Source organism: Sphingopyxis sp. (assembly GCF_025869345.1).
In the GTDB taxonomy this organism is placed as follows: Bacteria; Pseudomonadota; Alphaproteobacteria; order Sphingomonadales; family Sphingomonadaceae; genus Sphingopyxis.
In genome coordinates, this window is the sequence record NZ_JAOZVW010000112.1 from 1 (window position 1) to 4019 (window position 4019).

Genomic DNA, 4019 nt, shown 5'->3' on the forward strand with positions numbered 1-4019 from the left:
TCGTCATCCCGGACTTGATCCGGGATCCATTCATCCGGCGCCGAGAGAATGGATCCCGGATCAAGTCCGGGATGACGATGCAAAATAGGTCTGCTTCCGGCCGTTCTGGTCAGAACCCGAGGTTGCGGAACGCGATGCGGAACGAGAAGCTGTTGCCGCGCCGCGCGTCGCCGGTGTCGATATAGTCGCGGCGCCAGGTCAGCGCGATCGACAGGCATTCGTCGTCATAGGCGAGGCCCAGGCGGTGGCGAATCGGGTCGAAGCCGTCGGCGACGCCCAGCGGATCGTCGCTCTTGCGCGTGAGATCGACGATCGCCGATCCGAAGATCGACCAATTCTTCGCAAAGGCGACGCGGCCGCCGGCGCGCACTTCCTCGCGATCCTGCAAATCCTCGCCGAGCAGCAAGATGTCGCGGTTGAGCCGCGAATAACCGAGCACGGCATAGGTCGAGCGGCTGCCGATCATCGCATCGACCTCGTTCCGCCGCACCGCCAGATTGTCCTTGTCGAGCCGGAAACGGTGCGTCAGCCGCAGGAAATCCTTGTAGGCGATGGTGGTGCGGCCGACGATGTCCGACGTGCGGTCGGTCAGGCCGGTGCCGTCGGGGAACAGGCTGGGTTTGTCCGACAGGCGATAGCTTTGCCCGATGATGCTGTTGATGTTGAGACCCGGCCGGCTGAAATTCCATTCAAAGCCATAGGTGATGCGCGCGCCGTCCTCGAAGCGATCATAGCCGTTGAAGCGGTTGATCGCGAACAGATTGCTGTCCTCGAGGTCGAAGGCGCGCGAATCCTCGTTCGGGATGTCGAGATTCTTGAGGCTGGGGGTGGCGACGATCTGGACGCGCGGGGTCAGCGTCTGGGTGCCGCCCAGAAATTCGCCGATGAAGGGCCAGCGCATGTCGGCGGCGACCGCGGCGATGCCGCGGCCTTCCCAGCCCGACTTGCCGCGATAGCCGGGGATCGCAGTCAGCAGATTCTCGTCGCTGTGATAGACGTCGCCGCGCACCATCGCGGTCAGCACGACCTCCTGCCCCAGGCCGGTCAGCCCGCGCAGATTCCAGGTCGCGCCGGCAAAGGCGCGCTGCGTGTCCTGGCCCGCAGTGCGAGCGATCGCCAGCGTGTTGAGCTGTAATTCGATCTGCCCGCCGAGCAGCGGGTCGGCGAGCCGCTGGCGATAGTCGATGATCGGCAGCGCGATCGGCTGTTGACCCTGCACATCGTTGCGGCGCAGCGTCTGGGTGGCCCAGCCCGCGATCGACAAATAGCTCTGCCCGCCGATCCGTTCGAGCTCGAAGGTCGAGCGCAACCGGTCGTCGCGGCTGATGTCGTAGCGGCGCATGAAGGTGCGGTCGGTCGTGATGCGGCCCGAATAGGACAGGCTCCAGCGCGGATCGAACTGGAATTTGCCCGCGCTTTCCAGATAGCCGCGAAACTGGCGATTGGGATCGATCACCTGCCCCGACACCGGAACGACCGAGCTGTGCGTCGCATAGCCGTTGATGCGGAACGAGCCGATGTCGGTGAGCGCGCGAAACTCGCCTTCGATCATCGGCACCGATCCGGTGTAGAGGTGCGGCGTGATCGTGATGTCGCGGTCGGGCGCGAGGCGCAGATAATAAGGCACCGCGACCTCGAAGCCGTTGGTGCGGTCGAGGCGGATTTCGGGAACGAGCAGCCCGCTGCCCGCCTCGCTGTTCGCGGGATGACTGAGCCCCGGCAGCGGGATCAGCGGCAGGCCGAAAATCTCGACCCGCGCGCCCTTGTAGCGGACCTTGTTCTTGCCGCGGTCATAGATCACGCGGACGGCGCGGATCTGCCAGCTCGGATTCTTGGGGCAGCCCGACCCGTCCTCGACGGGGCAGGGGGTGTAGGCGGCGTTCTCCAGCTCGATATTGCCATTATCGAAACGCGTGCCCTTCACCGCCGCGAGGCGCGCGCCGTTATCGAGCACGACGAGCATATTCTCGACCACGCCGTCGCGCAGCGTGTCGGTCAGGACGATGCGATCGCCATAGGCGGTGTCGCCTTCGGGATTCTTGACCGCGACATCGCCCTCGGCGACGACTTCGCCGGTCTTGCGGTTCCAGGTCACCTTGTCGGCGCGCATTTCGATCGTGTCGCGCTTCATCTCGACATTGCCCTCGGCCACGACGACGTCGGTCTCATTGTCGTAGTTGAGATTGTCGGCGGCGAAACCGATCTGCTCGCCGGACTGGGGCGCGGGGGCGTCGACCGTATCGGCGGAGACGTTACGGTCCTGCAGATCGGGCTGATCCTGCGGCGCCTGCACGACGGGCGGTTCGACCGTCTGCTGCGCGGCGACGGGGCACGCCATGAGGGCGACGCCGCTCGCGGTCGCAAGCCAGAGCGGCTGTGCGCGGGGGGACTGATGGAACAAAGCCCAGTTCATTTGCTATCTTTGTCCCACGCCTTATCTAGTGTCCACCCGTGCCGGGCCGGCTGCTTTGTTTTGCAACTCGCAGGCGAAACCCCTATCGGTCCGGCACGTTCCAATCAATCATCGCATGAGAAAGTTAAGGCATGGACATCCAGTTTGTCGCGCAAATCGATGCGTCTGCCGACGTTGTCGCTTTTCCGGTCCGCAAGGGCGAGGCCGCCAGGCTCGGCGCGCTGCTCGGCGCGGCGGCGGCGCAGGCGCGGTTCGAGGGCGCGGCGGGCGCGGTCGCGGAGACCGCGGCGCTCGATGGCGAGCAGGCGAAGCGGCTATTGCTCGTCGGGATCGGCGACGGCACTGCGCACGACCTTGAACGCGGCGGCGCGGCGCTGACCGCGAAGCTGCAGACGAGCGGCGTCGCGGCGGTTCACGTCGATTTCGCGAGCGCGGGGCAGAGCGACGAGGACGATGTCCTGGCCTTTGCGATGGGCGCGCGGCTGCGCGACTGGCGCCTCGATACCTATCGCACCCAGCTGGCCGACACGGCGAAGCCCAGTCTGAAGACGGTTGTGATCGCGTCGCCCGCGGGCGACCTGTCGGCGCGCTGGGGCCGCTATTCGGCGGTCGCCGACGGCGTCGCGCTGACCCAGACGCTCGTCGCCGAGCCGCCGAACATCCTTTATCCCGAAAGCTTCGTTGAACGCTGCCAGCATCTGACCGACCTCGGCGTCGAACTGGAAGTACTCGACGAGCGGCAGATGAAGGCGCTCGGCATGGGCGCGCTGCTCGGCGTCGCGCAGGGCTCGACCCGCCCGCCGCGGCTGCTCGCGATGCGCTGGAACGGCGGCAATCCGGGCGAGGCGCCGGTGGTCTTCGTCGGCAAGGGCGTCACCTTCGATACCGGCGGCATCAGCCTGAAGCCCGGGCCGGGCATGGACATGATGAAATGGGACATGGGCGGCGCGGGCGCGGTCGCGGGGGCGATCAAGGCGATCGCCGGGCGCAAGGCGAAGGCGAATGTCGTCGGCGTCGTCGGTCTCGTCGAGAATATGCCCGACGGCAATGCGATGCGCCCCGGCGACATCGTCACCACGCTGTCGGGGCAGACCGTCGAAGTGCTCAACACCGACGCCGAAGGCCGGCTCGTCCTCTGCGACGCGATCGCCTGGGCGCAGAAAGCCTATGATCCGAAGATCATCGTCGATCTCGCGACTCTGACCGGGGCGATGGTGATCTCGCTCGGCCACGAATATGCGGGCATGTTCGCGAACGACGAGGCGCTCGCGGCGAATCTGCTCGAAGCGGGCGAGGCGAGCGGCAACAAGCTGTGGCGCTTCCCGCTGTCGCCCGCCTACGACAAGCTGATCGACAGTCCGATCGCCGATATGAAGAATATCGGCCCGCGCGAAGGCGGCTCGATCACCGCGGCGCAGTTCCTCAAGCGCTTCGTCAACGAAGGCGTCGCCTGGGCGCATCTCGACATCGCGGGCATGGCATGGGCCGACAAGGACGGCCCGGTCTATGGCAAGGGCGCGACGGGTTACGGCGTGCGCCTGCTCGACCGCTTCATCGCGGATCATCACGAGGGGTGATGGTCTTCATCCACCACGTCGCCCCCGCG

Annotated in this window: 2 protein-coding genes; one reads left to right on the plus strand and one right to left on the minus strand. The window is 66.2% G+C overall.

Features of this window, described 5'->3' with window-relative positions; translation table 11 throughout:
• Positions 1-109 precede the first annotated feature (109 nt).
• Entirely contained in the window at positions 110-2413 is a 2304-nt protein-coding gene (locus tag OJI97_RS11610) for an LPS assembly protein LptD (RefSeq protein ID WP_297663645.1), read from the minus strand.
• Between the two features lie 131 nt (positions 2414-2544).
• Here OJI97_RS11610 and OJI97_RS11615 point away from each other — a divergent pair, with 131 nt between their 5' ends.
• The gene (locus OJI97_RS11615) at positions 2545-3990 is read left to right on the plus strand and encodes a leucyl aminopeptidase (RefSeq protein ID WP_297663647.1); all 1446 of its coding nucleotides are present in this window, start codon (positions 2545-2547) and stop codon (positions 3988-3990) included.
• Positions 3991-4019 lie beyond the last annotated feature (29 nt).

What these genes read in the sequence shown, in the direction of transcription:
- OJI97_RS11610 (WP_297663645.1), bottom strand. Translation starts at nt 2,413, where the DNA reads ATGAACTGGGCTTTGTTCCATCAGTCCCCCCGCGCACAGCCGCTCTGG.
- OJI97_RS11615 (WP_297663647.1), top strand. Translation starts at nt 2,545, where the DNA reads ATGGACATCCAGTTTGTCGCGCAAATCGATGCGTCTGCCGACGTTGTC.